This is a genomic window from Bacillus sp. FSL K6-1012, assembly GCF_037964915.1.
GTDB lineage: Bacteria > Bacillota > Bacilli > Bacillales > Bacillaceae > Bacillus > Bacillus halotolerans.
The window spans coordinates 3,833,185-3,859,796 of record NZ_CP150175.1 but is presented as its reverse complement, the minus strand read 5'-3'; the positions used below and the strand labels follow the sequence as shown (position 1 = coordinate 3,859,796).

General features: G+C 45.2%; 28 protein-coding genes. 22 read left to right on the top strand and 6 right to left on the bottom strand.

The features are described from left to right. Window positions 1-10: 10 nt before the first annotated feature. Both uvsE and cls read right to left on the bottom strand, forming a co-directional pair. On the bottom strand, window positions 11-973 hold the full coding sequence (gene uvsE / locus NSS75_RS20015; protein WP_198098131.1) for a UV DNA damage repair endonuclease UvsE: 963 nt from the start codon (window positions 971-973) through the stop codon (window positions 11-13). 12 nt (window positions 974-985) lie between these two features. Further along, complete coding sequence (gene cls / locus NSS75_RS20010; RefSeq protein WP_216393962.1) at window positions 986-2,185, bottom strand: cardiolipin synthase; 1,200 nt, start codon at window positions 2,183-2,185, stop codon at window positions 986-988. Between the two features lie 155 nt (window positions 2,186-2,340). Between cls and NSS75_RS20005 the strand changes: the two genes are divergently transcribed. The 4 genes from NSS75_RS20005 (at window position 2,341) to pyrG (ending at window position 8,161) form a co-directional block, all read left to right on the top strand. Further along, window positions 2,341-4,458 (top strand): heterodisulfide reductase-related iron-sulfur binding cluster, encoded by a 2,118-nt coding sequence (locus tag NSS75_RS20005; protein WP_024123194.1) that lies wholly within the window; start codon window positions 2,341-2,343, stop codon window positions 4,456-4,458. After that, complete coding sequence (gene acdA / locus NSS75_RS20000; RefSeq protein WP_059292344.1) at window positions 4,455-5,594, top strand: acyl-CoA dehydrogenase AcdA; 1,140 nt, start codon at window positions 4,455-4,457, stop codon at window positions 5,592-5,594. The genes NSS75_RS20005 and acdA overlap by 4 nt, the downstream gene beginning before the upstream one ends. Window positions 5,595-5,776: 182 nt before the next feature. Further along, the gene (rpoE, locus tag NSS75_RS19995) at window positions 5,777-6,310 is read left to right on the top strand and encodes a DNA-directed RNA polymerase subunit delta (protein ID WP_024123192.1); all 534 of its coding nucleotides are present in this window, start codon (window positions 5,777-5,779) and stop codon (window positions 6,308-6,310) included. Between the two features lie 243 nt (window positions 6,311-6,553). Continuing rightward, the gene (pyrG, locus tag NSS75_RS19990) at window positions 6,554-8,161 is read left to right on the top strand and encodes a CTP synthase (glutamine hydrolyzing) (RefSeq protein ID WP_095712807.1); all 1,608 of its coding nucleotides are present in this window, start codon (window positions 6,554-6,556) and stop codon (window positions 8,159-8,161) included. An 82-nt stretch (window positions 8,162-8,243) separates the two neighbouring features. Here pyrG and NSS75_RS19985 read toward each other — a convergent pair whose 3' ends face one another. Further along, window positions 8,244-8,765 (bottom strand): DUF2529 domain-containing protein, encoded by a 522-nt coding sequence (locus NSS75_RS19985; RefSeq protein WP_185848510.1) that lies wholly within the window; start codon window positions 8,763-8,765, stop codon window positions 8,244-8,246. A gap of 165 nt (window positions 8,766-8,930) precedes the next feature. Between NSS75_RS19985 and spo0F the strand changes: the two genes are divergently transcribed. The 11 genes from spo0F (at window position 8,931) to NSS75_RS19930 (ending at window position 19,477) form a co-directional block, all read left to right on the top strand. Beyond that, on the top strand, window positions 8,931-9,305 hold the full coding sequence (gene spo0F / locus NSS75_RS19980) for a sporulation initiation phosphotransferase Spo0F (RefSeq protein ID WP_003227621.1): 375 nt from the start codon (window positions 8,931-8,933) through the stop codon (window positions 9,303-9,305). 180 nt (window positions 9,306-9,485) lie between these two features. Further along, the gene (locus tag NSS75_RS19975; RefSeq protein ID WP_024123189.1) at window positions 9,486-10,343 is read left to right on the top strand and encodes a class II fructose-bisphosphate aldolase; all 858 of its coding nucleotides are present in this window, start codon (window positions 9,486-9,488) and stop codon (window positions 10,341-10,343) included. A 118-nt stretch (window positions 10,344-10,461) separates the two neighbouring features. Beyond that, a complete protein-coding gene (gene fsa / locus NSS75_RS19970) occupies window positions 10,462-11,100 on the top strand; it encodes a fructose-6-phosphate aldolase (protein ID WP_024123188.1) in 639 nt (212 codons plus the stop codon). 376 nt (window positions 11,101-11,476) lie between these two features. Next, a complete protein-coding gene (locus NSS75_RS19965) occupies window positions 11,477-12,766 on the top strand; it encodes a UDP-N-acetylglucosamine 1-carboxyvinyltransferase (RefSeq protein WP_024123187.1) in 1,290 nt (429 codons plus the stop codon). A gap of 31 nt (window positions 12,767-12,797) precedes the next feature. Continuing rightward, a complete protein-coding gene (gene glpX / locus NSS75_RS19960) occupies window positions 12,798-13,763 on the top strand; it encodes a class II fructose-bisphosphatase (protein ID WP_044159762.1) in 966 nt (321 codons plus the stop codon). A gap of 214 nt (window positions 13,764-13,977) precedes the next feature. Beyond that, window positions 13,978-14,139, top strand: coding sequence for a hypothetical protein (locus NSS75_RS19955; RefSeq protein ID WP_032731180.1), 162 nt, complete (start codon window positions 13,978-13,980; stop codon window positions 14,137-14,139). Between the two features lie 31 nt (window positions 14,140-14,170). Next, window positions 14,171-15,454, top strand: coding sequence for a transcription termination factor Rho (gene rho, locus NSS75_RS19950; RefSeq protein ID WP_010332253.1), 1,284 nt, complete (start codon window positions 14,171-14,173; stop codon window positions 15,452-15,454). Window positions 15,455-15,572: 118 nt separating this feature from the next. Then, window positions 15,573-15,773 (top strand): 50S ribosomal protein L31, encoded by a 201-nt coding sequence (gene rpmE / locus NSS75_RS19945; RefSeq protein WP_003151132.1) that lies wholly within the window; start codon window positions 15,573-15,575, stop codon window positions 15,771-15,773. Between the two features lie 89 nt (window positions 15,774-15,862). Then, the gene (locus NSS75_RS19940) at window positions 15,863-16,450 is read left to right on the top strand and encodes a thymidine kinase (protein WP_024123184.1); all 588 of its coding nucleotides are present in this window, start codon (window positions 15,863-15,865) and stop codon (window positions 16,448-16,450) included. Between the two features lie 288 nt (window positions 16,451-16,738). Then, window positions 16,739-18,436, top strand: coding sequence for an oxaloacetate-decarboxylating malate dehydrogenase (malS, locus tag NSS75_RS19935; RefSeq protein ID WP_024123183.1), 1,698 nt, complete (start codon window positions 16,739-16,741; stop codon window positions 18,434-18,436). A gap of 81 nt (window positions 18,437-18,517) precedes the next feature. After that, window positions 18,518-19,477, top strand: coding sequence for an AEC family transporter (locus NSS75_RS19930; protein WP_024123182.1), 960 nt, complete (start codon window positions 18,518-18,520; stop codon window positions 19,475-19,477). Window positions 19,478-19,513: 36 nt separating this feature from the next. Here NSS75_RS19930 and racA read toward each other — a convergent pair whose 3' ends face one another. Together racA and NSS75_RS19920 are read right to left on the bottom strand one after the other, a co-directional pair. Next, on the bottom strand, window positions 19,514-20,068 hold the full coding sequence (gene racA, locus NSS75_RS19925; RefSeq protein WP_024123181.1) for a chromosome-anchoring protein RacA: 555 nt from the start codon (window positions 20,066-20,068) through the stop codon (window positions 19,514-19,516). Window positions 20,069-20,189: 121 nt separating this feature from the next. After that, complete coding sequence (locus tag NSS75_RS19920) at window positions 20,190-20,579, bottom strand: VOC family protein (RefSeq protein WP_176471064.1); 390 nt, start codon at window positions 20,577-20,579, stop codon at window positions 20,190-20,192. Between the two features lie 121 nt (window positions 20,580-20,700). Here NSS75_RS19920 and prfA point away from each other — a divergent pair, with 121 nt between their 5' ends. The 3 genes from prfA to NSS75_RS19905 all read left to right on the top strand — a co-directional run bounded on the left by prfA (window position 20,701) and on the right by NSS75_RS19905 (window position 23,000). Beyond that, window positions 20,701-21,771, top strand: a complete 1,071-nt coding sequence (gene prfA / locus NSS75_RS19915; protein WP_024123179.1) for a peptide chain release factor 1 — start codon at window positions 20,701-20,703, stop codon at window positions 21,769-21,771. A 1-nt stretch (window position 21,772) separates the two neighbouring features. Then, window positions 21,773-22,639: a peptide chain release factor N(5)-glutamine methyltransferase gene (gene prmC, locus NSS75_RS19910; RefSeq protein ID WP_103671874.1), complete on the top strand. Its 867-nt coding sequence runs from the start codon at window positions 21,773-21,775 to the stop codon at window positions 22,637-22,639. A 73-nt stretch (window positions 22,640-22,712) separates the two neighbouring features. Next, the gene (locus NSS75_RS19905; RefSeq protein ID WP_024123177.1) at window positions 22,713-23,000 is read left to right on the top strand and encodes a DUF5316 family protein; all 288 of its coding nucleotides are present in this window, start codon (window positions 22,713-22,715) and stop codon (window positions 22,998-23,000) included. 15 nt (window positions 23,001-23,015) lie between these two features. Here NSS75_RS19905 and NSS75_RS19900 read toward each other — a convergent pair whose 3' ends face one another. Further along, window positions 23,016-23,381, bottom strand: a complete 366-nt coding sequence (locus tag NSS75_RS19900) for a UPF0715 family protein (RefSeq protein ID WP_024123176.1) — start codon at window positions 23,379-23,381, stop codon at window positions 23,016-23,018. Window positions 23,382-23,521: 140 nt separating this feature from the next. On the opposite strand from NSS75_RS19900, the gene spoIIR reads away from it, so the two are divergent. The 4 genes from spoIIR to NSS75_RS19880 all read left to right on the top strand — a co-directional run bounded on the left by spoIIR (window position 23,522) and on the right by NSS75_RS19880 (window position 26,539). Beyond that, entirely contained in the window at window positions 23,522-24,196 is a 675-nt protein-coding gene (spoIIR, locus tag NSS75_RS19895) for a stage II sporulation protein R (protein WP_059292349.1), read from the top strand. Window positions 24,197-24,263: 67 nt separating this feature from the next. Further along, window positions 24,264-24,707 carry a hypothetical protein gene (locus tag NSS75_RS19890; protein ID WP_024123174.1) on the top strand — a complete coding sequence of 148 codons (444 nt, stop codon included), beginning with the start codon at window positions 24,264-24,266 and terminating at the stop codon, window positions 24,705-24,707. Between the two features lie 156 nt (window positions 24,708-24,863). After that, window positions 24,864-25,904 (top strand): L-threonylcarbamoyladenylate synthase, encoded by a 1,041-nt coding sequence (locus NSS75_RS19885; RefSeq protein WP_339234627.1) that lies wholly within the window; start codon window positions 24,864-24,866, stop codon window positions 25,902-25,904. A gap of 77 nt (window positions 25,905-25,981) precedes the next feature. Continuing rightward, window positions 25,982-26,539, top strand: coding sequence for a manganese efflux pump MntP family protein (locus NSS75_RS19880; RefSeq protein WP_188323825.1), 558 nt, complete (start codon window positions 25,982-25,984; stop codon window positions 26,537-26,539). Window positions 26,540-26,612 lie beyond the last annotated feature (73 nt).

The following is a 26,612-nucleotide window of genomic DNA, read 5'->3' as shown; positions in this document are numbered from 1 at the left end:
TTTTGCACACTTATGATTTCCATTGCAGAGTGCCGCCGCCAATCCGTTTCACGCCGCGGATTGAGCTCAATTCATCCATCAGCCGGAGAAGCGCCTTGTCCTTCTGTTTCGCCTCGATCATAAAATCAATATTGGTTCCCCATTGCCTGAAGCGCTCCAAAAGCGGCAGCAAGAAGTTGGCGTCTACATATTCCGCATGGCTGCGCACCGCTTGCTCCGATTTTGGAGAGGAAAGATGGACCTTCGGCTGCAATCCGATCCGCTGCCATGTGTTGATCATCCGGGGCAGTGCTTCATTCAGGTCTGCATGATCATCCGAGTTTGCGTAAAAATGATGAAAATCAAAGACAAACGGAACATTCTCTTGTTCACAGACCTGAAGCGTCTCTTCCGTGGTGTACGTTTTATCGTCATTTTCCAGCGTCATCCGCTGTTTGATCTCTTTCGGAAGCATTTTCATGTTTTGATGAAATTGTTTCAGAGCGTTTTCTTTGTTTCCGTAAGCGCCGCCGATATGGATGTTGATAACTGAGCGGTCTGCAATCCCCATCGCTTCAAGCATGCGGTAGTGATAAGCCATATCGGTTACTGCATTTGCTGTAATGGATTCTTTAGGGCTAGTAAACAGGGTAAACTGGTTAGGATGAAAGCTTGTGCGCAGATTGTATTTTTTCACGAGCTCTCCAATCTCACGGAACTCCTTGCGAAACGGCGTCACAAAGTCCCACATCACGTCAGGATGAGTGGCCAGCGGCACAATTGAGCTGGAAAAACGGTACAATGGAATATCGTGGCCGATGATATAGTGAAGGGTTCTCGTGGTATTGCGCAAGTTGGCTTTCGTCACAGCCAAAAGGGCTTCTTTTCTCTCATCCTCGGGCAGCTTTGAATAACGGGCGAATGTCAGTGTTTTGGCGGGAGACGCATCCCAAAGGCTCATCGCATTTGAGACGAACCCGAATCTGAAAATCATAGGAACTCTCCTTTATAAAAAATAAGATAATGCTTTACCGAGCCATTCCGCCGGTCGCTGCCTGAACGTGCGCTTTTTGAAATTTTCTTTTGTCAGCAGCTCCGACTTTTTAATATCCTCTTCAATCGTGGCATAGACTTCTTTTGTAAATGCAACATCATCAATTTCAACGTTTACCTCTTCATTTAAAAACAGGCTGCGCTGATCAAAATTGGCTGTGCCGATGATGCTGAAGTGATCGTCAATGATCAAGGCTTTCACATGATAAAACCCTTGGTAAAAACGGTAGATGAGACAGCCGGCATCCAGCAGGTCCGAATAATATGTAAAAGCAGCTTCTCTGACCAGCGGGTGATCTGATTTCATCGGCACAATCAATGTAACGTCTACACCGTTTTTTCTTGCTTTGACCAAGGCCTGCTGAAGCGGTTTAGTCGGAATATAATATGGCGTGCAAATCGTAATGCGCTGTTTCGCCTGTGAGATATTTGCCAAATACGTTTTTTCAAGAGAATAGCCGTCAGTCGCATAAATCTTATGAGGGATATTCCCTTGGGGAAGCTCAGGCCAAACATCCGGACCCAGTTCGGCTGATCCGGTATTTCGTTTCAGGTCGGCTGTAAAAAGCGTTTGAAGATCTCGGACACCTTCTCCCGTCATACGCAGATGATAATCCTCCCAATTGCCGAACTTCGCCTTCTTCCCAAGGTATTCCTCACCAATGTTAAACCCGCCGACATAGCCGACTTTTCCATCCATCACAGCAATTTTCCGGTGATTTCGTTTTTGTATATGAAAAAAGAAATAAGGGAAACGGGGCCGATTCAGAAAATGAACGTGAACGCCGGCGTTTTTCATTGTCTCCAGCGCCGGTTTTTTAATTTTTTGGCTGCCCGACCAATCCAGAAGCAAATAAACCGATACGCCGGCCTGGGCTTTTGTTTTCAGCAGTGTGAACATATTGTGGCTGACCTCATCGTTTTTCATAATGAAAAACATCACGTGAACGGAAGAGACGGCATCGCGTATATCTTCCAGCATTCGTTCAACAAGATCAGCGCCGCAGTGAATCAATTCGATATCACTTTTCTTTTTTGAAAAAACAGGCTCGTACGCTTTCTTTCTGTATGCGGCGCGGCCCATAAAGATATCCAGCAGGATTAAAGCTAATAGTATGATGACAATGATGAGAATCACGAAAAATACCTTCATCCCGGCACTCCTTTCCGTAGTTGTAAGTAGTGTGCCCGAACAGCAGGAATTTAATTATTGACTGAACACTCATTCATTATTTATCATAAAGATAATCTTATACAGATTTTGGGGCAGGGGATCACGGTCTTCATCAGTAAAAAGGGGGAATTGGAATGAGCGGCTTTCTCATTGTCAATGCATTATTATTTCTGATTGTAACCGCTTACGCTGTTTATTTGTTTGTCTATTTGGTCAAAACAAGGCTTGCTTACATCAGGCTCGGCCAAAAGGAACAGTTCGATAAACGGATCAAGGAACGGCTTCAGGCCATATGGGTGAATGTATTCGGGCAGAAAAAACTGCTCAAGGATAAGAAAAGCGGCATCATTCACGTCATGTTTTTCTACGGCTTTATATTGGTTCAGTTCGGAGCGATTGACTTTATCATCAAAGGGCTGGTCCCGGATCGAAATCTGCCGCTTGGCCCGATCTATCCCGCCTTCACTTTTTTTCAGGAAATCGTTACGTTTCTGATCTTAATTGCGGTTGGCTGGGCATTTTACAGACGCTATATCGAAAAGCTCGTCAGGCTGAAACGAGGCTTTAAATCTGGACTTGTTCTCATTTTTATCGGCGGTTTAATGCTGACGGTTTTACTGGGGAACGCAATGAATCTGATCTGGCATGATCACGGGCTTTCTTGGAGCGAGCCGATCGCTTCAGGCATCGCGTTTTTGCTTGGGGGCGTCGGGGAGACGGGCGCCGCGGTGATTTTCTATATCGCATGGTGGGTGCATCTGCTGTTTTTACTGAGCTTTTTAGTGTATGTGCCGCAGTCAAAGCACGCTCATTTAATTGCCGGTCCTGCCAACGTCTTTTTCAACAGGCTTGAAGCGCCCGGAAAGCTCGAAAAAATTGATTTTACAGACGAAACGAAAGAAAGCTACGGAGCGGGAAAAATTGAGGATTTCAGGCAGTCCCAGTTGATTGATCTGTATGCGTGTGTCGAGTGCGGCCGCTGCACCAATATGTGCCCTGCGACAGGCACCGGAAAAATGCTGTCGCCGATGGATTTAATTTTACGCCTCAGGGACCACCTCACAGAAAAAGGCGCTGCCGTCACTTCGCGCTCGCCATGGGTGCCGGCTGCAGCTTTCCGGCATACGAAAGGGAACCAGCTGGCTGCGGCAGCCTCAGGGAGCGGATCACAGGAAGCCGCCGCCGCGCTAGATTACAGTCCGAGCTTAATCGGCGATGTCATTACCGAAGAAGAAATTTGGGCCTGCACCACTTGCCGGAACTGTGAAGATCAGTGCCCCGTCATGAACGAGCATGTTGATAAAATCATTGACCTTCGCCGCTATCTCGTGCTGACTGAAGGAAAAATGGACAGTGACGCACAGCGGGCGATGACGAGTATTGAGCGGCAGGGAAATCCGTGGGGCCTCAACCGCAAGGAACGTGAAAATTGGCGCGACGCAGCCCCAGATGCCGATATTCCGACAGTAAAAGAATTAAAAAAAGAGGAAAAAGAATTCGAATATCTTTTTTGGGTCGGTTCCATGGGTTCATACGACAACAGAAGCCAAAAGATCGCCATCTCCTTTGCAAGACTGCTGAACCAAGCAGGTGTGACCTTTGCGATCCTCGGCAACAAAGAAAAAAATTCAGGGGATACCCCGCGCCGCCTCGGAAATGAATTTTTATTTCAAGAACTGGCCGAAAAGAATATCTCGGAATTTGAAAAAAATAATGTGGAAAAAATCGTTACGATTGATCCGCACGCATACAATTTATTTAAAAACGAATATCCTGATTTCGGCTTTGAAGGCGAAGTGTATCATCATACGGAAGTGCTGGCCGATCTGGTGAAGAGCGGGAAACTAAAACCGCAGCACCCAGTTCATGAAACGATCACCTTCCACGACTCGTGTTACTTGGGACGGTACAACGAAGTCTATGATCCGCCGAGAGAGATTTTAAAAGCCATTCCGGGTGTGCGGCTTATTGAAATGGAGAGAAACCGGGAAACCGGCATGTGCTGCGGAGCTGGCGGAGGCTTGATGTGGATGGAGGAAGAGTCAGGCAACAGGATTAATGTCGCCAGAACAGAGCAAGCGCTGGCAGTTAATCCGTCGGTAATCAGCTCCGGCTGTCCGTACTGCCTCACGATGCTTGGGGACGGCACAAAGGCAAAAGAAGCGGAAGATCGTGTCAAAACGTATGACGTCGCGGAGCTTCTGGCTCAATCTGTCTTGGGCGCTGATATGACAATGGGGGAGAAGCGATGAATTTTTCATTAACAGAAGAACACGAAATGATTCGGAAATTGGTTCGTGATTTTGCGAAGCATGAGGTTGCACCGACAGCGGCAGAACGTGACGAACAAGAACGCTTCGATCGTGACCTGTTTCGGGAAATGGCGGATTTAGGATTAACAGGGATTCCGTGGCCTGAAGCTTACGGCGGAATCGGAAGTGACTACCTGGCTTATGTCATAGCGGTGGAGGAACTGTCAAAAGTCTGTGCCTCCACCGGCGTGACGCTTTCAGCCCATATCTCGCTTTGCGGCTGGCCGCTGTTTGCATTTGGCACGGAAGAACAAAAGGCAGCGTACTTAACACAGCTGGCCCTTGGGCAGAAAATCGGGGCTTTCGCTTTGACTGAAGCAGGCTCCGGTTCAGACGCCGGCGGGATGAAAACAACCGCTGAGCGAATCGGTGATGACTATGTATTAAACGGATCAAAAGTGTTTATCACAAACGGCGGCGCCGCTGATATTTATATTGTGTTTGCAGTCACTGACGCTGAGAAAAAGAAAAAAGGCATTTCCGCTTTTATTGTAGAAAAGGATTTTGAAGGATTTTTGACAGGCAAGAAAGAAAAGAAACTAGGCATCCGTTCTTCTCCGACAACAGAGATCATCTTTGAAGACTGTGTCGTTCCCGCAGAAAATCGTCTCGGTGAAGAAGGAGAAGGCTTCAAAATCGCGATGAAGACGCTTGACGGAGGAAGAAACGGCATTGCGGCGCAGGCTGTTGGCATCGCTCAGGGAGCGCTTGATGCGGCGCTTCAATACGCAAAAGAAAGAAAACAGTTCGGCAAATCGATTGCCGAGCAGCAGGGCATAGCTTTTAAACTTGCAGATATGGCGACAATGATAGAAGCTTCAAGGCTACTGACCTACCAGGCCGCATGGCTGGAGTCGTCAGGCCTTCCGTATGGAAAAGCCTCCGCTATGTCCAAACTGCTGGCGGGGGATACGGCGATGAAGGTGACGACCGAAGCTGTGCAGATTTTCGGCGGCTACGGCTATACGAAGGATTATCCGGTTGAACGCTATATGCGCGACGCGAAAATTACGCAAATCTACGAAGGCACCCAAGAAATTCAAAGGCTGGTTATCTCCAGAATGCTCGCAGAATAAGGCAAAACATCTATCAGTCGGATCACTCTTGTAAAATTATTTAAATTAACGCTGTTAAGGGTAGCATATTCTGTTTTATTTTGTTTATAATGAGAGGTATGGTTTGTATAAGAACGATACAATATCGCTTTCATTATTGATAAAACAGATACATATAAGTAATAGAAAGGGAGTGTCCGACCTTGGGTATCAAACAATATTCACAGGAACAGCTAAAGGAAATGGCTTTAGTTGAAATCGCTCACGAATTATTTGAAGATCATAAAAAACCAGTTCCTTTTCAGGAGCTTTTAAATGAAATTGCATCATTGCTCGGCGTAAAAAAAGAAGAGCTTGGAGACCGCGTCGCACAATTTTATACAGATTTAAACATTGACGGCCGCTTCTTGGCGCTCTCTGACCAGACTTGGGGCCTTCGCAGCTGGTATCCGTACGATCAGCTTGATGAAGAAACACAGCCGACAGTTAAGGCGAAAAAGAAAAAAGCGAAAAAAGCTGTTGAAGAAGATCTTGATCTTGATGAATTTGAAGAGGTTGACGAAGACGAGCTCGATTTGGCTGAGGTTGAGGAAGAGCTTGATCTCGATGCTGATGAGTTTGACGATATCGATGAAGATGACGACGAAGACGAGCTCGAAATTGATGATGATCTCATTGATGACGATGAAGAAGAAGATGAAGATGACTATGATGAAGGCGATGAGGATAAAAAATAGTAAAAGAATTTCATCCTCAAATCGATCTTGACTTTCATAGTCGAACTATGTAGTATGTATTTTGGGCTCTTCAAAAACGAAGAGAGAACATAGAACGTTATGCTCCCTTTCAAGAAATTGAAAGGGAGCTTTCTTATTTTCACCCCTCATTTTTCTTATAAATCATTTAAAAGGCTAAATGATTTCCTATAAAACGGTACATTTTAAGAAATGTAGCTTAGAGCGAAGAGAGGAGCAAACGAAATGACGAAATATATTTTTGTAACCGGGGGAGTCGTATCCTCACTTGGAAAGGGTATTGTAGCAGCTTCATTAGGGCGTTTGCTGAAAAACCGCGGACTGAACGTCACAATTCAAAAATTCGATCCATACATCAACGTCGATCCGGGAACAATGAGCCCTTACCAGCACGGTGAAGTATTCGTAACAGATGACGGCGCTGAAACAGACTTAGACCTGGGCCACTATGAGCGTTTTATCGACATCAACCTGAATAAATTCAGCAACGTAACAACAGGTAAAATCTATTCAACAGTTCTTAAAAAAGAACGACGCGGCGATTACCTCGGCGGAACAGTGCAGGTTATTCCGCACATCACAAATGAATTGAAAGACCGCGTATATCGCGCGGGTAAAGAAACAAACGCGGATGTCGTGATTACAGAAATCGGCGGTACTGTCGGAGACATCGAATCTCTGCCATTCCTTGAAGCGATCCGCCAAATGAAGAGTGACATCGGCCGTGAAAACGTGATGTACATCCACTGTACACTTGTGCCTTACATTAAAGCTGCCGGCGAACTGAAAACAAAACCGACACAGCACAGCGTAAAAGAATTAAGAAGCCTGGGCATTCAGCCAAACATTATCGTTGTTCGTACAGAAATGCCGATTTCTCAAGATATGAAGGACAAAATCGCATTATTCTGCGACATCGATACAAAAGCGGTTATTGAATGTGAAGATGCGGACAACCTCTATTCCATTCCGCTTGAGCTTCAAAAACAAGGACTTGATAAGCTTGTTTGCCAGCATATGCAGCTGGAATGCAAAGAAGCGGAAATGTCCGAGTGGAAAGAGCTTGTGAACAAGGTCAGCAACCTGTCTCAAACGACCACAATCGGACTTGTCGGAAAATATGTTGAGCTTCCTGACGCTTACATCTCTGTCGTTGAATCACTTCGCCACGCGGGCTACGCGTTTGACACTGATGTAAAAGTGAAATGGATTAACGCTGAGGAAGTAACAGAAAGCAACATCGGAGAGCTTACTAGCGGCACAGACGGTATTATCGTACCGGGCGGCTTCGGTGACCGCGGTGTTGAAGGTAAAATCATTGCGACAAAACATGCCCGCGAAAACAAGATTCCGTTCTTGGGCATTTGCTTAGGCATGCAGGTTGCATCTATTGAGTATGCCCGAAACGTATTAGGCTTAAAAGGCGCTCACTCTGCGGAAATTGATCCGTCAACTCAATACCCGATCATCGACCTTCTTCCTGAACAGAAGGATGTTGAAGATCTTGGAGGAACACTTCGTCTCGGCCTTTACCCTTGTAAGCTTGAAGAGGGCACGAAAGCATTTGAAGTGTATCAGGATGAAGTGGTATACGAGCGTCACCGCCACCGTTATGAATTCAACAACGAATTCAGACAGCAAATGGAAGACCAAGGCTTCGTATTCTCAGGCACCAGCCCGGACGGACGCCTTGTTGAAATTATTGAGCTGAAAGACCATCCTTGGTTCGTGGCTTCTCAGTTCCACCCAGAGTTCAAGTCAAGACCGACAAGACCTCAGCCATTATTCAAAGGCTTTATCGGAGCGTCTGTTGAAGCTGCAAATCAGAAGTAATAAAAAAAGACTTGCCGTTTGTCAAAAGCGGACAAGTCTTTTTTATTTGTTTCCGGCAAGATACAGCATGTACAATAAGTGATTATGCATACTCTTGCAGAATTTCTTTTAATGTAAATGATAGAGCATGGTAGACATACAATGCTGTCATTAATGAAGGGAAGCCGTAGCGGGTGCCGTCTTCATCGGGAACAAGCGGCATTTTCAGCTTTGAATCAATATGCACATCGCAATATTGTTCGATTCCGGCGCTGTCTTTGGATGCCGGTGATACGCAGACGACCCCCGCGCCTTTTTCATAAAGCTCTTTCGCGAGCGCCTGTTCTTCATCTGTACCTGTCCCTGAGCAAAACATCAGCACCCTGTCGCTTTCTGTCACATCATCAGCGTTAGCGGGAAACGCTTTGACGGAAGGAAGCGGTTCTTTGCTTTCGGTTGCCTCATGTAAGATGCCCTGAAGCTCATTAGCCCCGTATATATAGATGGAATGTCCGCTGATCACCGCTTGAGCGAGCAATCGCGCCCCATCTTCAATCGCGTCAGATTCCTTATCCTGAATGCGGGAAAAAATACCTGTTAACTGTGTTGTAAATATTTTCAACATAAGTGAATCCTCCTTTATAACGTACAATAACAGTATACAACAAAAGAGAAAATGCTCAGAAAATGTCGTAAAGTAGACTATTATAATTAAAGGAAATAGGAAAATCAAACAGAATACATAAACTACTGCTTACTTTTGACGAAAATCATAATATTGGGGTGTAAAATGATGAATGAAAAAATTTTAATCGTTGATGATCAATACGGAATACGTATTTTGCTTAACGAAGTGTTCAATAAAGAGGGCTATCAGACATTTCAGGCTGCGAACGGCCTTCAAGCGCTTGATATCGTGACAAAAGAACGCCCGGACCTTGTCCTTCTGGATATGAAAATTCCGGGTATGGACGGAATCGAAATTTTAAAACGGATGAAGGTCATTGATGAAAACATACGCGTGATCATCATGACGGCTTACGGAGAACTCGATATGATCCAAGAATCAAAGGAACTGGGCGCATTGACGCACTTTGCGAAGCCGTTTGACATCGACGAAATCAGAGACGCCGTCAAAAAATATCTGCCCCTGAAGTCTAACTGACAAAAAGAAGAAACAATTGAATGAGGTCATTGTGTTGCCGATTTGTCGAAAAGTTGGTATTCTAGTTATGGAGAAAAAGCGATCTGAGTATTTACATATGACAGCAAATTATGGGTCATGCTAGGGTGGAAAGCTTTTTTCGCTAGAAGACAATCAGGCTACATAAGGAGGACATTCGACATGCCTTTAGTTTCAATGACGGAAATGTTGAATACAGCTAAAGAAAAAGGTTATGCTGTAGGACAATTTAACTTAAACAACCTTGAGTTTACTCAAGCGATTTTACAAGCAGCTGAAGAAGAAAAATCTCCAGTGATCCTTGGTGTTTCCGAAGGTGCGGGACGCTACATGGGCGGCTTCAAAACAGTCGTAGCTATGGTAAAAGCACTAATGGAAGAGTACAAAGTGACAGTTCCTGTTGCGATCCACTTAGACCACGGTTCAAGCTTTGAATCTTGTGCGAAAGCGATTCATGCAGGTTTCACATCTGTAATGATCGACGCTTCTCACCATCCATTTGAAGAAAACGTAGCAACAACTTCTAAAGTTGTTGAGCTTGCTCATTTCCACGGTGTATCTGTAGAAGCTGAGCTAGGAACAGTCGGCGGACAAGAGGACGACGTTATCGCTGAAGGCGTAATCTACGCTGATCCTAAAGAGTGCCAAGAGCTTGTTGAGCGCACTGGCATCGACTGCCTTGCACCTGCATTAGGTTCTGTTCACGGCCCTTACAAAGGTGAGCCAAACCTTGGCTTCAAAGAAATGGAAGAGATCGGAAATTCAACTGGTCTTCCGCTCGTTCTTCACGGCGGTACTGGAATTCCGACTGCTGACATCAAAAAATCAATCTCACTTGGTACAGCTAAAATCAACGTAAATACTGAAAACCAAATCTCTTCTGCAAAAGCTGTTCGCGAAACGTTGGCAGCTAAGCCTGACGAGTACGATCCTCGTAAATACCTTGGACCTGCTCGCGAAGCGATTAAAGAAACTGTTATCGGTAAAATGCGTGAATTTGGTTCTTCAAACCAAGCTTAATTCAATTGGAACTTTTTATAGCCGCCTGACAGCTTGACAGGCGGTTTTCCGTCTATCTTTAGAAAGCGCAATCATATTCACAGTTCTGAAAATTCTTACTCAGGGAGGCTTTTTGTAAATGTTATTTTTTATTGATACAGCTAATATCGATGAGATTAAAGAAGCGTATGAATTAGGAGTTCTTGCCGGTGTAACAACGAATCCTAGTTTAGTAGCAAAAGAAGCTAACGTATCATTCCATGACCGCCTTCGTGAAATCACAGAAGTCGTTCCGGGCTCTGTAAGCGCGGAGGTTATTTCTCTGAAAGCTGAGGAAATGATCGAGGAAGGAAAAGAACTGGCGAAAATCGCTCCGAACATCACGGTGAAAATCCCGATGACGGCTGACGGTTTAAAAGCCGTAAAAGCACTTACTGACTTAAACATCAAAACAAATGTCACATTGATCTTCAATGCAAACCAAGCGCTTCTTGCTGCAAGAGCGGGCGCTACATATGTATCTCCATTCTTAGGCCGCTTAGATGATATCGGCCATAACGGGCTTGACCTGATTTCAGAAGTCAAGCAGATTTTTGATATCCACGGGCTTGATACGCAAATCATTGCGGCGTCAATCCGCCATCCTCAGCATGTAACTGAAGCTGCATTAAGAGGGGCTCATATCGGTACAATGCCGCTTAAAGTCATTTATCAGCTGACAAAGCACCCGTTAACAGACAAAGGAATCGAACAATTCCTGGCAGACTGGAACAAGTAATTCAAGCGGCGGCAAACAGAGTGTAATGTCTGTTTGCCGCGGCCTTTGCTTTTCACCGTCCTGATCCAGCGGACCTTCAGATGCACGCCGCTTACAGAGAAGGAATCATTGGGCTGCAGAAGCTGATATCGGAATGAGGGTTGCGTGCTGCTTTTGCCGGATGACGAAGATGTCTCTTTAGCCGGCGGGTCTCTGTCGATTTTTTGAAACCTATGCCCCCGCAAAGCTTCGCTATTTTCTTCCTGATATTTTACAATGTGTTGTATTCTTTCTCTTCGAATTGGCTAGATTTTGGACATGAGCTTTATTTGCAGAGACAGAATAAAATGCCATTTTATTTAGCTCCGCAGCTATCTTCTTATGGAAGGAGACTATCATGGAAAAGTTGAATATTGCCGGCGGTGACTCGTTAAACGGTACAGTACACATCAGCGGCGCTAAAAACAGTGCTGTTGCATTAATACCAGCAACCATTTTGGCAAATTCCGAGGTGACAATAGAAGGGCTTCCTGAGATTTCAGATATTGAAACGCTGCGTGACCTGTTACAGGAAATCGGCGGCAATGTGCATTTTGAGAATGGGGATATGATTGTAGACCCCACATCAATGATCAGCATGCCGCTTCCTAACGGAAAAGTGAAAAAACTGCGCGCGTCGTATTATTTAATGGGGGCGATGCTCGGCCGCTTTAAACAGGCCGTCATCGGATTGCCTGGCGGCTGCCACTTGGGCCCCCGTCCGATTGACCAGCACATCAAGGGCTTCGAAGCGCTCGGAGCTGAAGTGACCAATGAACAGGGCGCGATTTATTTGCGCGCTGAAAGGCTGAGAGGCGCACGTATTTATTTAGATGTCGTAAGCGTCGGGGCAACGATTAACATTATGCTTGCGGCTGTTTTGGCAGAAGGGAAAACCATCATTGAAAACGCTGCGAAAGAGCCGGAGATTATTGATGTCGCGACACTGCTCACAAGCATGGGCGCAAAAATCAAAGGCGCTGGAACCAACGTAATCCGAATCGATGGCGTAAAGGAACTGCACGGCTGCAAACATACGATCATCCCGGACAGAATTGAGGCCGGAACATTTATGATTGCCGGTGCTGCGATGGGCAAAGAGGTCATCATCGATAATGTAATTCCGACACACCTTGAGTCCTTAACAGCAAAGCTGAGAGAAATGGGCTTTCACATTGAGACGAGCGACGACCAGCTGCTTATTGTCGGCGGGCAGAAAAACCTAAAGCCGGTTGATGTAAAAACCCTAGTATACCCGGGCTTTCCGACTGATTTGCAGCAGCCGATGACAGCGCTTTTGACGAGAGCAAAAGGGACAAGCGTCGTGACTGACACCATCTATTCGGCGAGATTCAAGCATATTGATGAGCTGAGACGAATGGGCGCAAATATGAAGGTAGAGGGCAGATCTGCAATCATAACGGGACCTGTCGACCTTCAAGGCGCTAAGGTCAAGGCGAGCGATCTGCGGGCCGGAGCCTGTTTAGTGGTTGCCGGGCTGATGGCCGACGGCGTCACGGAAATTACAGGTCTGGAGCATATTGATCGCGGATACAGCAGCCTTGAGAAAAAACTCGAGGGTCTGGGAGCCACAATCTGGCGCGAGAGAATGACTGATGAAGAGATAGAACAGCTGCAAAATTCTTAATTGGTTATTTGCGAGAGGAGATCGTGTTGAGATGGAAAGAAGTTTATCAATGGAATTGGTTCGTGTGACTGAAGCTGCGGCATTAGCATCTGCAAGATGGATGGGCCGGGGAAAAAAAGACGAGGCTGATGAAGCAGCAACAAGCGCAATGAGAGACGTTTTTGATACAGTTCCGATGAAAGGAACTGTTGTGATCGGAGAAGGGGAAATGGACGAAGCGCCGATGCTTTATATCGGGGAAAAACTCGGAAACGGGTACGGTCCGCGTGTCGATGTCGCCGTTGATCCTCTCGAAGGCACAAACATTTTGGCAAGCGGCGGCTGGAATGCGCTGACGGTTATTGCAGTTGCGGACCACGGCACGCTTTTAAACGCTCCAGATATGTATATGCAGAAAATCGCAGTCGGTCCGGAAGCGGTGGGCTGCATTGATATTGAAGCTCCAGTCATTGATAACCTTAAAGCTGTAGCAAAAGCGAAAAACAAAGACGTCGAGGACGTCGTTGCCACCATTTTAAACCGTGATAGACACGAAAAAATCATTTCCGAGCTTCGCGAGGCCGGCGCCAGAATCAAACTGATCAATGACGGGGATGTCGCAGGCGCCATCAACACGGCTTTCGACCACACAGGCGTAGACATCCTGTTCGGATCAGGCGGAGCTCCTGAAGGCGTCCTATCTGCTGTAGCGTTAAAAGCGCTGGGCGGAGAAATTATCGGTAAACTTCTTCCGCAAAGCGAGGAAGAAATCATACGCTGCAACAAAATGGGCCTTGATTTAAGCAAAGTGCTGCGTATGGAAGACCTTGTGAGAGGCGATGACGCGATTTTTGCGGCTACCGGCGTAACTGACGGCGAGCTGTTAAAAGGCGTTCAATTCAAAGGGTCTGTCGGCACGACTGAAAGCTTGGTCATCCGTGCGAAGTCAGGAACTGTCCGTTTCGTTGACGGCAGACACAGCCTGAAGAAAAAACCAAATCTCGTAATCCGTCCATAACAAAGAGAAAAAGCGGGTGTTGACCCGCTTTTCTTTTGCAAAAAAGAGACAACCCTATCAATTGCGTGTCAAAACCTTATTTCAGTTGAATAATTGTTTGAAATAAGGTAAAAATAAAGAGTGCTGCGATTTTTAACTGCGTAATTCCTTCTTTTAAGCACTAGGAAAGTTTCAATTTCTACCGCATACAGACGATATAAGTATTGATCTTCTCATGTTTTTGTCCTCGCTTCCTTCAAAACTCATTAAGACAATCCTTTTAACAAAAGCGCCGATCATGGGTGGAAGTGTTACCGATAGAAGTTCCTTTATGTTAAAAAAAGAATGTGCTTTGGCGGATGTTGTGCAAAAGCAGCAGATTACATGTGTAAAGTAAGATATTGACTATGAAAAGCGTGGTGTTTTTTATGAAAGACGTATCTATTTCCTCTTTGGAAAATATGAAATTGAAAGAGCTATATGAACTTGCAAGACATTATAAAATCTCCTACTACAGCAAACTGACAAAAAAAGAGCTGATTTTCGCCATTCTGAAAGCGAATGCAGAGCAGGAAGATCTTCTGTTTATGGAAGGTGTTCTTGAGATCATCCAATCAGAGGGATTTGGCTTCCTGAGACCGATCAACTATTCTCCAAGCTCTGAAGACATTTACATCTCAGCTTCACAAATCCGCCGTTTCGATTTACGGAACGGAGACAAAGTATCAGGCAAGGTTCGCCCGCCAAAAGAAAACGAGCGCTATTATGGACTTTTGCACGTTGAAGCGGTAAATGGAGATGATCCGGAATCGGCAAAAGAGCGTGTTCACTTCCCAGCCCTTACTCCGCTTTATCCAGACCGCCATATGGTGCTCGAGACAAAACCGAATTTCTTGTCTACAAGAATTATGGACATGATGGCGCCGGTAGGCTTTGGCCAGCGCGGTTTGATTGTTGCGCCGCCGAAAGCCGGGAAAACGATGCTGCTGAAGGAAATCGCCAACAGCATTACAGCGAACCAGCCTGAAGCAGAGCTGATTGTGCTGTTGATCGACGAAAGACCGGAAGAGGTTACAGACATTGAACGTTCTGTTGCTGGGGATGTTGTCAGCTCAACGTTTGATGAAGTGCCGGAAAACCATATCAAAGTCGCCGAACTTGTGCTTGAACGCGCTATGCGCCTCGTTGAACACAAGAAAGACGTCATTATCCTGATGGACAGTATCACACGTCTGGCCCGCGCCTACAACTTAGTGATTCCGCCGAGCGGAAGAACACTTTCCGGAGGGATTGACCCGGCAGCGTTCCACCGTCCGAAGCGTTTCTTCGGGGCGGCGAGAAATATCGAAGAGGGCGGAAGCTTAACGATCCTCGCCACTGCTCTTGTTGATACAGGATCCCGTATGGATGATGTAATCTATGAAGAATTCAAAGGAACGGGCAACATGGAGCTTCATCTTGACCGCTCTCTGGCAGAACGCCGCATCTTCCCTGCCATCGATATTCGCCGTTCTGGAACGCGTAAGGAAGAGCTGCTTGTGCCTAAAGAGCATCTTGACCGTTTATGGTCTATCCGCAAAACGATGTCAGATTCGCCTGATTTCGCGGAAAAATTCATGAGAAAAATGAAAAAGACCAAAACAAACCAGGAATTTTTCGATATTCTCAATCAAGAATGGAAACAGGCAAATCTATCATCAGCCAGACGATAAAATCTATTTGCAAAAGAAGTAAATCACTGATATAATTTTCTCATATGCGTTTCGGACAATGCTCCGAAATAATAACTCTGTTTCCACACGGGATTCAGGGCGGAAGGAGATGGATACAATGAAAGCAGGAATTCATCCTAATTTCAAAAAAGCAACAGTTAAATGCGCTTGCGGAAATGAATTTGAAACAGGCTCAGTAAAAGAAGAGGTACGCGTTGAGATTTGCTCTGAATGCCACCCATTCTACACTGGCCGTCAAAAATTCGCTTCTGCTGATGGTCGTGTTGATCGCTTTAATAAAAAATACGGTCTTAAGTAATAATAGATTTCTCAACAGGCAAGAAGCACTTCTTGCCTGTTTTTTATATTGTCAAAAACACAGCTGGCAGAGAGAGGGGAGCAGAGCCAATGTACATAATGAAGCAAAGCGGGTGGCTGGAGCTGATTTGCGGCAGCATGTTCTCGGGAAAATCTGAAGAGCTGATCAGAAGAGTGAAGAGAGCAACTTATGCCAAGCAGGAGGTCAGGGTCTTTAAACCTGTGATTGACAATCGATACAGCGAGGATGCTGTAGTTTCCCATAATGGAACATCTATGACGAGCTATGCCATTTCTTCGGCTGAGGACATTTGGAATCATATCAGTGAGAGCACGGATGTGATTGCAGTGGACGAGGTTCAATTCTTCGATCGGTCAATCATTGGTGTTTTATCGTCTCTTGCCGATAAAGGCTACCGTGTGATCGCGGCGGGCCTTGATATGGATTTCAGAGGAGAGCCGTTCGGCGTTGTGCCGGATATTATGGCCATCGCTGAAAGTGTGACGAAGCTGCAGGCCGTCTGTTCCGTCTGCGGATCACCGGCAAGCAGAACACAGCGGCTCATTGACGGAAAGCCGGCTTCTTATGATGATCCGGTCATTCTGGTGGGTGCGTCCGAATCCTATGAAGCAAGATGCAGACATCATCACGAAGTCCCGGGAAAATCTAAAAACTAATACAAAACATGGGTAAAAAGATAGAAAGCACCGGCCGAAAAGCTGGTGTTTTTTTATATATTCTGATAACAATCAATTAAAAAATTTAATTAAGTGTATTAAAAAATTAAGTAATTTTCTTCCCTTGAATTTTGATTTTGACAGGCATAAAATAACTAACGTAATGTAAATAGTTTTGAGACATTGTTCGAATAATTGTCACAAAGTCGCATAAAGATCATGATCGGTTATTTTTAGATGAGTTATTACTTAACTTGGTTAACTATTTCAAGAAAGAAGGAGATTTGCTTGAATAACATTAAAAAAACTAAGGAAGGCCATTTAGAAACAACATTAAGAGGAAAAGAAGTTTTATCTATTCCTACTTTAAATAAAGGTGTTGCTTTTACATTAGAAGAAAGACAAGAACTTGGCTTAGAAGGACTTCTTCCGCCAACTGTACTTTCTCTTGATCAACAAGCAAAACGCGCATACGAGCAATTTAAAGCTCAGCCAGACCGCCTTCGTCAAAATGTTTACTTAAATGATCTTGCTAACCGCAATGAAGTTCTTTTCTATAAATTGCTGCAAAATCACCTTCGTGAAATGCTTCCTGTTGTGTACACACCAACAGTTGGTGAAGCAATTCAAGAATACAGCCATGAATACAGAAGACCTCAAGGTATCTACTTGTCAATCGACAACATTGACGGTATTGAAAAGGCTTTTGAAAACCTTCATGCGACAGCAGGCGATATTGATCTTATCGTTGCAACTGACTCTGAAAGTATCCTTGGTATCGGTGATTGGGGAGTAGGCGGTATTAACATCGCTATCGGTAAATTGGCTGTTTACACTGCTGCAGCTGGTATTGACCCTAGCCGTGTTATTCCTGTAGTGCTTGATGTCGGTACAAACAACGAAAAACTTTTAAATGATCCTTTATACATTGGTAACCATCATGAACGTATTTCTGATGAACGTTATGAAGAATTCGTTGATGCGTATGTAAAAGCTGCGCTTAAATTCTTCCCTAAAGCGCTTCTTCACTGGGAAGACTTTGGCAACAAAAACGCGCGCAATATCATGAAAAAATACAACAACGAAATCCTGACATTCAACGATGATATTCAAGGTACAGGCGCAATTACACTTGCTGGTGTGCTTGCTGCTATGAAGAAAACAGGCGCATCTATTAAAGATCAGCGTGTAGTTGTCTTCGGTGCAGGTTCAGCTGGTATCGGTATTGCTGACCAAATCCGTGACACAATGGTGCTTGCTGGATTATCTGAAGAAGAAGCAAACAAAGCGTTCTTCACACTTGATTACAGAGGCCTGTTAACAGACGATATGGAAGGCATCCTTGATTTCCAAAAACCTTACCTTCGCAGTGCAGCAGAAGTGAAAGACTGGAAACGTGATGAAAAAGGCCAAATTTCATTCGATGAAGTGGTTCGCCAAGCAAAACCAACGATCTTAATCGGTACTTCAGGGGTTTCAGGAGCGTTCACAGAGGAAATTGTGAAAGAGATGGCATCTCACGTAGACCGTCCGGTGATCATGCCGATGTCTAACCCGACTCACCTTGCAGAAGCTGTTCCTGAAGATCTGTTCAAATGGACTGACGGAAAAGTGCTTGTAGCAACAGGAAGCCCATTTGACAATGTCGAGTACAATGGCGTTTCTTATGAAATCGGACAATCTAACAACGCATTCGCATTCCCTGGTCTTGGCCTTGGTTCAATCGTAGCTGAAGCGCGTGTTATTACGCCTGCTATGTTTGCTGCAACAGCTGATGCGATTGCTGAAATGGTTGATTTTGAAACACCTGGAGCTGGATTGCTTCCAAGCATCGACAAGCTTCAAGAAGTATCTATTCAAGTTGCCATTGCTGTAGCTGAAGCAGCGATCAAAGACGGCGTAGCAAATCGTCAGCCTGAAGATGTAAAACAAGCTGTTCTTGATGCAATGTGGACACCTGAATACAAAAAAGTCATCGCAAAATAATTGAGCGTGTAATTTTTCTGTCCGAGGGAAAGCTTTGAATAAAGCTAAAGTATACGGACATAGGATTTGGAGGAGAATATTTTGAGCATCTTAGATATCTTAATCCTCCTGGCACCGATCTTCTTTGTTATCGTGCTGGGTTGGTTTGCAGGACATTTCGGAAGTTATGATGCCAAGTCAGCAAAAGGGGTAAGTACGTTAGTAACGAAATACGCACTTCCAGCTCACTTTATCGCTGGTATTTTGACAACTTCCAGAAGTGAATTTTTATCACAAGTTCCATTAATGGTTTCTTTACTTATCGGGATTGTTGGTTTCTATATCATCATTCTATTGGTTTGCAGATTTGTCTTTAAGTATGATTTAACGAACTCATCCGTATTTTCTTTGAACTCTGCACAGCCGACATTCGCATTTATGGGTATTCCTGTATTGGGAAGCTTGTTCGGTGCGCAAGAGGTTGCGATTCCGATCGCTGTAACAGGTATCGTTGTTAACGCGATTCTTGATCCGCTTGCGATCATTGTTGCTACAGTGGGTGAGTCTTCTAAGAAAAACGAAGAGAGCGGCGACAGTTTCTGGAAGATGACAGGGAAATCAATCCTGCATGGTCTTTGTGAGCCGCTTGCAGCTGCTCCGTTAATCAGTATGATCTTAGTGCTGGTTTTCAATTTCACTCTTCCTGAGCTGGGTGTTAAAATGCTTGATCAGCTTGGAAGCACAACATCGGGTGTTGCTCTCTTTGCTGTCGGTGTTACCGTTGGTATTCGTAAAATTAAACTCAGTCTGCCGGCTATCGGTATTGCGTTACTAAAAGTTGCAGTTCAGCCTGCGTTAATGTTCCTGATTGCTCTTGCAGTCGGACTTCCAGCTGATCAAACAACAAAAGCGATCCTTCTTGTTGCATTCCCTGGTTCTGCCGTTGCAGCCATGATTGCGACTCGTTTCGAGAAACAAGAGGAAGAAACTGCGACTGCGTTTGTGATCAGTGCGATTCTGTCATTGATTTCACTTCCAATTATTATTGCGCTTACTGCGTAATCAAAAAAGCTCCCTTTAAGGGGAGCTTTTTTTACTTTACGTTTGAAATTTAAACAGTGACAGCAGCGGTTTTTTTCTTGTTTTTATTTTTTCGGAAGAAGCAGCAGTCTCAGGGGTCGGCTGAGCGGTGAATTCTTTCATTTGTGAGGTCAGTGATTGCAGATCAGCAAGAATGTCATCAATTTCTCTTCTGTGCTGCAGAAGCTGATAGGATACGCCTTCATCGGCTTTTTGTTTAAGCTGGCGTTCCAGTTCCTCAATTCTTGCCAGCAGCCCGTTTTCGTCCTGTTTTTGCTGTAATAAGGTGTCAAGTTTTTGTTCGAGCTGTTCGATTCTTTTCTCTGTGTCACTGTTTGTTTTTTGGACAAGGAAGCCTGTGCGCTTCTTATTGCTTTGCGGCACATTGATATCCTGAAGCGCCGTGCCTTCAGAAATTTGTTTTTGAACAGATTTCAGGACTTGCACATCTTCAGCCGTAAACGAATAGTGTCCGAGCTCGTTACGTTCAGCCGGAAGGTTCAGCTGCTTCACCCACCGCTGCACTGTTTTTGCGGAGACGCCGAGTTCACTTGCTACCATATTTGTATTCATGATCCCATACCTCCTTTTTAGCTAGGTATTCGACCATGGGGAGCGGTTCCCTTCCTATTAGACAAAACAAGAAAAGATTCGGCAAAGAAAGTGGGCATCTCCCTTTTTTCTTCAAAAACCGTTATTGCTCATACAGCTCTAACGGAAGCTGATCGGGATCAAAAAAGAAGGTGAACCGCTTGCCTGTCAGCGGATCTGTCCTGATCGGCTCTGTCTCGATTCCTTTTTCGTGAAGCTCCTGAACAGCCTGTTCTAAGCTGCTGACCGTAAAGGCAAGATGACGGAGCCCTGCACCTTCAGGACGGGTTTGACGTGCGGGCGGATCAGGGAACGAAAACAGCTCAATGACGTACGAGCCGTTAAGCGATAAATCAAGCTTGTAGGAATCGCGCTCTTCTCGGTATGTTTCTTGTATCACCTGAAAACCGAGCTTATGTACGTAGAAAGCTTTCGACTTTTCATAATCTGAGCATATGATTGCAATATGATGTATGGATGTAAGCAATACGATCCCTCCTCTTATTCAGTATAGCAGAGGAGGCTTTTTTAACTGGGATTGAAATGCTTTTGACTGGCGATAGTCCCTATACTATAATGAGAATGTTACGCACAGGAAAACAGAGGTGAAGACCGTGTTAGACCGTTTAAAGTCAATCGAAGAACGATATGAAAAATTAAATGAGCTTTTAAGCGATCCAGAAGTTGTCAACGATCCGAAAAAGCTTAGAGAATATTCGAAAGAGCAATCTGATATACAAGAAACAGTTGACGTATATAGACAATACAGAGATGCGTCAGAACAGCTGGCTGATGCAAAAGCGATGCTTGAGGATAAGCTTGATGCTGAGATGCGCGACATGGTGAAGGAAGAGATTTCTGAACTCCAGAAGGAAACGGAAACACTGTCAGAACGTCTGAAGGTGCTCCTGATCCCGAAAGATCCTAATGATGATAAAAACGTTATCATGGAGATCCGCGGAGCTGCAGGCGGAGAGGAAGCCGCTTTATTTGCAGGCAACCTGTACAGAATGTATTCCCGCTATGCCGAGCTTCAAGGCTGGAAAACCGAGGTCATGGAAGCAAGTGTAACCGGAACGGGCGGCTACAAAGAGATCATCTTTATGATTACGGGCAGCGGCGCATATTCTAAACTCAAATATGAAAACGGCGCTCACCGTGTTCAGCGTGTTCCGGAAACAGAATCAGGCGGCCGTATCCATACTTCTACTGCAACAGTAGCATGTCTTCCTGAGGCCGAAGAGGTAGAGGTTGACATTCATGAGAAGGATATCCGTGTTGATACGTTTGCTTCAAGCGGACCGGGCGGACAAAGCGTGAACACGACAATGTCTGCCGTTCGTCTGACGCATTTGCCGACAGGCGTTGTCGTATCATGTCAGGATGAAAAATCTCAAATCAAAAACAAAGAAAAAGCAATGAAGGTTCTCCGTGCCAGAATCTACGATAAATTTCAGCAGGAAGCACAGGCTGAATATGATCAAACACGGAAATCGGCTGTCGGATCAGGTGACCGCTCTGAGCGTATCCGCACATACAACTTCCCGCAAAACCGTGTGACGGATCACAGAATCGGCCTGACCATTCAAAAGCTTGATCAGATTCTTGAAGGAAAACTTGACGAAGTGGTTGAAACACTGATTGTAGAAGATCAGGCAAGCAAGCTTCAGCAGGCGGATAGTTAAGATGAAGACGATATTTGAAGCCCTGAAATGGGCTTCTTCTTATTTAACGGAAGCGGGAAGAGAAGAAAATGCGGCTGAGCTGCTTTTGCTTTATGATACCGGAATGGATAGAAGCAAGCTGCTCGCCAGCCTGCAGGAACCGATCGGTGAAGATGAGCTGTATCGCTTTAAACGCCACGTCGATATGCACAAAGAAGGCGTACCGGTTCAGTACATTATCGGAATAGAGTTTTTTTACGGGCGGGAATTTATGGTGAATGATGATGTGCTGATCCCGCGTCCGGAAACGGAAGAGGTTGTCTGCCATCTTCTTGAGAAATATAGAAGTGTCTTTTCTGAAGGAGAACAGCTCGAAGTGGTAGATGTCGGCACCGGCAGCGGCGCAATAGCCGTCACGCTTGCACTGGAAAACAAAAACTTTTCTGTTTCAGCGATTGATATCTCCAAAGAGGCGCTGGACGTTGCTTCAGCCAACGCGGAAAAGCTCGGAGCGGAGGTGCATTTTCTTCAAGGCGACCTGCTTGAGCCCTTTATTAAGGCTGGAAAAAAAGCGGATATTATCGTCTCAAACCCTCCTTATATTTCTGAAGAAGAAATGGCCGATTTATCTGAGATTGTCCGTTTCCATGAACCTTTGCATGCCCTCACTGACGGCGGAGACGGGCTGAAATTTTATAAGCGGTTTATGGAAGCCATTCCGCTGGTCATGAAGAATACCGCGCTTGTCGTCTTTGAAATCGGGTGGAAGCAGGGCGCAGCTGTAAAAGAGCTGATTCTGCATGCGTTTAAGGATGTGGAAGTGGAAGTCCTGAAGGATATTAACGGAAAAGACAGAACCATATGCGCGGTAATTCATAAGAATAAATAAGCAGCTTGCTGGTGAGTTGAGATAAGAACGGGACCAGCAAGCTGTTTTAACACCAGCAAAGGGGATGTAAAAGATGAAAAAGGCCCTGACAGCAGGAATTTTACTTATTGCCATTGAAAGTATGGTGGGTTCTATTTTTGCGCAAGCCATTTCTTATGAATTCATTTTCGGCATTGCGTCTCTTGTTTTGATCGGGCTTGCCATTGTGACATCGGGTTTAGCTGTAAGCGGAAGCGACCAGCGGGCAAATTATCATTCAGAAACCAAAGAAGGCCGGACAGCCCGTTTGAAAATATCAGCTGCTTTCTTTGTTGCTGCCATACCTTCTATTCTATGTTATCTATTGACCGTTTTGATCTAATGAAAAAGGAAGCCCTTAGGAGGCTTCCTTTTTTTGCAGCAAAACAGAATCCCATATCCAGTAGACAATAGCTGTTAATACAGCGAAGATGTAAAAGGCTGTATTTTGAAGCAGGGATTGCCCGGAAGGCTGCAGCACGCCAAAGATGATCGCGTTGGCGATAAACGCCGCGGCAAGATAATACAGCAAGTACAAAGGGCTGAACCGTTTCGGCTTTTTATTCATCATGATCTGAAGCGGCAGCGCGAATAGTAAATAAGGAAATAAGAAATAAAAGGCCATCGTTACGAGAGCAGCTATAATAAAGGAATGAATGTAAATAATCGAATAAAGAACTGACATCGTGAACGCTGACAGCAGCACTGTGTAATTATATTTCATTTTAAACCTCCTAAAACACTATCGTACCATAAATTAGATTAAAAGCTTGCTAGATTTTTTTGCCGCTGCAGGTTTACTCCATACGTTCCTTGTCCATAATAGGGCTAGATACAAAGCACGGAGAGGAACGGTGGGGACCGATGAAAAAAACAGTTATCATTTGTATATATATGTTTCTTTTATTATCTGGGGCACTTGTAGGATTGGCGAAAGAAGAGACGGCACAGCAATCTGAAAATGAGCCGGTTGTCATTCCGGACGAGGCGATTCGCCTGAGAATATTGGCAAACAGCGATCGTGACGAGGACCAAGAATTAAAGCGTCATATCAGAGACGCTGTCAATAAAGAAATCACAACATGGGTCAAGGATATTACTTCTATTGAAGAAGCGCGGCGTTTGATCCGCTCAAAGCTGCCTGAGATCAAGGAAATTGCAAAAGAAACCATGGAAAAAGAAGGCGCCAGTCAATCAATATCTGTTGATTTTGACAAAATCTCATTTCCGACAAAACTTTATGGCAGCATGGTATATCCTGCTGGAGAATACGAAGCCATTCTGATTACGCTTGGAAACGGTGAAGGCGCCAATTGGTGGTGCGTGTTATTCCCGCCGCTCTGCTTTCTTGATTTTTCGAATGGGGAAGCGGTAAAAGAACAAGAAGATCAAGAAGCCTCAAAAAAACAAACGGAAAAAGCGCTTGAGGACTTAACAGCCAAAGCGGAGAAAGCTGAAAAAGAAGATGAGAAAGAGAAAGAAGACAATACAGAAGTAAAATTCTTCGTCGTAGAATGGTTTTCCGATCTTTTTTCTTAATCACCAGGTCTAAAAATAGATTTGCCTCATAGATTGGAAGAAAGAACGCTGAAAACGGGGTGAACGAATGTTTTATCAACTGCGGGTGGCGAGGGAAAAGGACGGAGACATACTTGAGGAATTTTTAAAACAGGCCAAAACGAATCATGAGGGCGTAAAGGAAGGGTTCACCCAGTTTCTGATGCTGGAGGACAGCGAGAAAAACATAGCCGGCTGTCTGGGGATCGAAAAAATCAGCTGCGATCAAGCCCTGCTTCGCTCACTTGTGATATCGGACAAGCTTCACCAAGGTCATATTGTATCGCTCTTTCAAAGTATGGAGGTGCTTTGTGAAAAGCATGAGATTAAAACGGTATACTTGGTAGCCAATCAGCATTCTTCGGCTGATTTCCTGGGGGCCATGGGCTTTGAACGGGCAGAGAGTGTGCCGGAAGAGCTGTTTGCCTCGGATCACTTCTGTGAATCAAGGCAAGCGGAAGGGGCCGTCTTAATGAAAAAAGCATCCGGATAAGTGAGATTTATACACAAACTTATCCACTTCTTTATATGCGTTGTCCACAATTTGTGGATAACGCTTGTTTTATTACAGGACATCTTTTATACTTTCAAAAGGATTACACGCGTAAAACGATCGTTTTATTGTTGTGAATAAGGAGTTTGGTCAGAAATGAAAACGAAAAGATGGTTTGTGGATGCAATGGACGAGTTATCCACAAATGATCCACAAATTGCACAAGCAGCCGCTTTGCTCCGGGAAAATGAGGTTGTCGCGTTTCCGACAGAAACGGTATATGGTCTCGGCGCAAATGCGAAAAGCACAGATGCTGTCAAAAAAATATATGAGGCGAAAGGGCGGCCGAGTGATAATCCACTGATTGTCCACATTGCGGATATCAGCCAGCTTGACGGTTTAACAGGCCCGGCGCCAGACAAGGCGAAAATATTAATGAAGCGCTTTTGGCCAGGGGCGCTTACACTGATTTTACCTTGTAAACCTGGTGCGCTGTCACCCCGTGTAACGGCAGGGCTGGATACAGTGGCCGTCAGAATGCCTGATCATCCGCTGGCTCTGGCACTCATCCGTGCCGCGGGTCTCCCGATTGCAGCGCCGAGTGCTAATTTATCGGGCAAACCAAGTCCGACAAAGGCTGAACACGTGGCTCACGACTTGGATGGCCGCATAGCTGGAATGATGGATGGGGGATCTACGGGGATCGGTGTCGAATCAACCGTACTTTCATGTGCAGGAGAAATCCCTGTGCTCCTTCGTCCGGGCGGCATTACAAAAGAACAAATAGAAGCCGAAATCGGACCGATTCTTGTGGATAAAGGGCTTGCTGATCAAAATGAGAAGCCGATTTCTCCGGGAATGAAATATACACATTACGCGCCGTCAGCGCCGCTTGTTATTTCTGAAGGAAGCCCTGAGCGCATTCAAACGCTTATTCAAGAATATCAGCAGGGCGGAAAACGGGTCGGCGTCCTGACGACAGAAGAAAATGCGGATTTTTATTCGGCTGACTATGTGAAGAGCTGCGGCAGAAGAGATCAGCTTGAAACAGTAGCGGCAGCCCTTTATGATGCATTGCGCAGTTTTGATGAAGAAAAGGTTGATTTTATTATTGCAGAATCGTTTCCTGACACAGGCGTCGGACTTGCTATTATGAACAGGCTGATGAAAGCAGCCGGAGGAAGAATGATCCGCTGACACAGTCAGAAGTTCTAACCCCTTTTGGACACGCATAGGCTAAAAAAGCGGGCGTGTCCAAGGGGGTTATGCATGTGATGTCGGATATGTTTATAGGCGAACTGATTACCTTAAGCATCATGGCGTTTGCTTTAGGTATGGATGCTTTTTCTGTCGGCCTCGGAATGGGCATGGTCAAACTCAGAAAAAAGCAGATAATCTATATTGGATTCATTATCGGTCTCTTTCACGTCATCATGCCTCTCGGAGGGATGGCGGCGGGAAATATGCTGTCAGGGCTCCTCGGCATGGTAGCCGTATATATCGGGGGTTCGCTGCTGTTTGTTCTCGGTGTTCAAATGGTGATCGCATCTTTTAAACAGTCAGAAGAACGTTTGATGTCACCGGCTGGGCCTGGCTTATTGTTATTTGCAGTCGGCGTCAGCCTCGATAGTTTCTCCGTCGGTCTGAGCCTTGGAATATACGGCTCGCATCCGCTTCTCACCATTACCCTGTTTGGGCTTTTCAGCATGATGTTGACTTGGCTGGGCCTGCTGATCGGAAAGCAAGTGCAGTCCTGGCTCGGCTCATACAGTGAAGCGCTCGGGGGGACCATATTAATCGTATTTGGCCTTAAGCTGCTTTTGCCAATTTAATATACCAAGAAAAGAAACGATGTCGCCGTTTCTTTTTTCTTCATATATAATAGAAAAAATAAGGGGTGACTGA

Bases quoted from the DNA above. Each gene is read 5' to 3' on its own strand.
- uvsE (WP_198098131.1), bottom strand. From the start codon at position 973: ATGATTTTCAGATTCGGGTTCGTCTCAAATGCGATGAGCCTTTGGGAT.
- cls (WP_216393962.1), bottom strand. From the start codon at position 2,185: ATGAAGGTATTTTTCGTGATTCTCATCATTGTCATCATACTATTAGCT.
- NSS75_RS20005 (WP_024123194.1), top strand. From the start codon at position 2,341: ATGAGCGGCTTTCTCATTGTCAATGCATTATTATTTCTGATTGTAACC.
- acdA (WP_059292344.1), top strand. From the start codon at position 4,455: ATGAATTTTTCATTAACAGAAGAACACGAAATGATTCGGAAATTGGTT.
- pyrG (WP_095712807.1), top strand. From the start codon at position 6,554: ATGACGAAATATATTTTTGTAACCGGGGGAGTCGTATCCTCACTTGGA.
- NSS75_RS19985 (WP_185848510.1), bottom strand. From the start codon at position 8,765: ATGTTGAAAATATTTACAACACAGTTAACAGGTATTTTTTCCCGCATT.
- spo0F (WP_003227621.1), top strand. From the start codon at position 8,931: ATGATGAATGAAAAAATTTTAATCGTTGATGATCAATACGGAATACGT.
- NSS75_RS19975 (WP_024123189.1), top strand. From the start codon at position 9,486: ATGCCTTTAGTTTCAATGACGGAAATGTTGAATACAGCTAAAGAAAAA.
- fsa (WP_024123188.1), top strand. From the start codon at position 10,462: ATGTTATTTTTTATTGATACAGCTAATATCGATGAGATTAAAGAAGCG.
- NSS75_RS19965 (WP_024123187.1), top strand. From the start codon at position 11,477: ATGGAAAAGTTGAATATTGCCGGCGGTGACTCGTTAAACGGTACAGTA.
- glpX (WP_044159762.1), top strand. From the start codon at position 12,798: ATGGAAAGAAGTTTATCAATGGAATTGGTTCGTGTGACTGAAGCTGCG.
- NSS75_RS19955 (WP_032731180.1), top strand. From the start codon at position 13,978: ATGTTTTTGTCCTCGCTTCCTTCAAAACTCATTAAGACAATCCTTTTA.
- rho (WP_010332253.1), top strand. From the start codon at position 14,171: ATGAAAGACGTATCTATTTCCTCTTTGGAAAATATGAAATTGAAAGAG.
- rpmE (WP_003151132.1), top strand. From the start codon at position 15,573: ATGAAAGCAGGAATTCATCCTAATTTCAAAAAAGCAACAGTTAAATGC.
- NSS75_RS19940 (WP_024123184.1), top strand. From the start codon at position 15,863: ATGTACATAATGAAGCAAAGCGGGTGGCTGGAGCTGATTTGCGGCAGC.
- racA (WP_024123181.1), bottom strand. From the start codon at position 20,068: ATGAATACAAATATGGTAGCAAGTGAACTCGGCGTCTCCGCAAAAACA.
- prmC (WP_103671874.1), top strand. From the start codon at position 21,773: ATGAAGACGATATTTGAAGCCCTGAAATGGGCTTCTTCTTATTTAACG.
- NSS75_RS19905 (WP_024123177.1), top strand. From the start codon at position 22,713: ATGAAAAAGGCCCTGACAGCAGGAATTTTACTTATTGCCATTGAAAGT.
- NSS75_RS19900 (WP_024123176.1), bottom strand. From the start codon at position 23,381: ATGAAATATAATTACACAGTGCTGCTGTCAGCGTTCACGATGTCAGTT.
- spoIIR (WP_059292349.1), top strand. From the start codon at position 23,522: ATGAAAAAAACAGTTATCATTTGTATATATATGTTTCTTTTATTATCT.
- NSS75_RS19890 (WP_024123174.1), top strand. From the start codon at position 24,264: ATGTTTTATCAACTGCGGGTGGCGAGGGAAAAGGACGGAGACATACTT.
- NSS75_RS19885 (WP_339234627.1), top strand. From the start codon at position 24,864: ATGAAAACGAAAAGATGGTTTGTGGATGCAATGGACGAGTTATCCACA.
- NSS75_RS19880 (WP_188323825.1), top strand. From the start codon at position 25,982: ATGTCGGATATGTTTATAGGCGAACTGATTACCTTAAGCATCATGGCG.